Origin of the sequence: Hyella patelloides LEGE 07179 (assembly GCF_900659865.1) — a bacterium.
Lineage (GTDB): Bacteria > Cyanobacteriota > Cyanobacteriia > Cyanobacteriales > Xenococcaceae > Hyella > Hyella patelloides.
Map to the genome: position 1 here is coordinate 1 of NZ_LR214351.1, position 1,065 is coordinate 1,065.

Annotated in this window: 2 protein-coding genes; both read right to left on the minus strand. The window is 40.3% G+C overall.

Going from position 1 to position 1,065, the window contains the following annotated elements; genetic code table 11:
* Nucleotides 1-91: 91 nt before the first annotated feature.
* Nucleotides 92-736, minus strand: a complete 645-nt coding sequence (locus H1P_RS33680) for a hypothetical protein (protein WP_144875874.1) — start codon at nt 734-736, stop codon at nt 92-94.
* Nucleotides 723-1,065: hypothetical protein (locus H1P_RS37060; RefSeq protein ID WP_186376314.1), on the minus strand; the 343-nt coding region annotated here is incomplete at its 5' end. The genes H1P_RS33680 and H1P_RS37060, both read right to left, overlap by 14 nt.

Sequence of the window (1,065 nt, forward strand, 5' to 3'; positions counted from 1 at the left end):
ATCTATCTTAACGAGCCTCTGCTCGATAACAGTTCAGGCTACTTGTGGTTTTTGACCCACCATCGCCTGGAAGCCTCTACTTCTCTAGTTTCTAGAGCTTCGCAGCTTCAACGAATCGCACTACCTTGTTAGCTCGGTTTTTTATGGTGTCAATATCCCGTGAATTATATGGGTACGTTTTCCAATTAATTAAGGGGGGGACAACCTGTGGGACAACCTGTGGAACAACTGGTAGGATAGCTTCAATCTCCTGCCCTGTCGAGGTCGGGACAACTCCTGATACCGAATCAACTTTATTTATCAGATTTTTATTTTCTACTTCCATTAACGATTGCTCTGAGCCTAGAGATTTTAAATCATCTTCATTTTCTACAAGAAGAGGTTCAACTTCTTCATTTACCGAAACCAAATTCTCCTTTCGTTGACTTTCTATGGACACTTGATTAACTCGCTCGATTTCCGACTTCTCTTGAGAAACAACTAAAGTATTTTTATTTTCTTTTTTGTTTTCCCAAAAGTTGTCCAGGTTGTCCCCTGACTTATCTGACAAGGTTTCTGGGGTTGGAGCGTGGGTTGGAGCGTAGTTGTCCTTGGGGTTGTCCCCCCTTTTTTGAGCTAAGATTTCTTCTACTGTCAGGTCATTATCATAAGACAATCGCAATTTCAATCCCTCAATTACTCTGACTCTTTTTCCAGCTACAGTAACTCTGGTCTTTTGTGTCTTAGAACTCAGCATTCTCGTAGTCCCAAATCAACGATTCTTCTATTTCTTGCCACTGATGGTGAGATAATTCTCCTGTTTTCTGAACACCGTATCTTTGTTTAATCCTCCCTTTCATCTCATCGTATTCAATGCCGAGAGCTTTTCTATATTTTCTAATATTTGCCACCACAAAGTGAGTGATAATCTTTTCTCGCTCCTCATTAAATACTTGAATCACTTCCGTTAAAGCATCCTGGTTCTCATTACTGATAATTTCATCCAGGGTTAAACCAGATACCGCCAGTTCATAATATTTCAAAAAGTAGGGAATATCTGAGGGGCTTAATGACTGCGTCTGTTTT

What these genes read in the sequence shown, in the direction of transcription:
- H1P_RS33680 (WP_144875874.1), bottom strand. Translation starts at nt 736, where the DNA reads ATGCTGAGTTCTAAGACACAAAAGACCAGAGTTACTGTAGCTGGAAAA.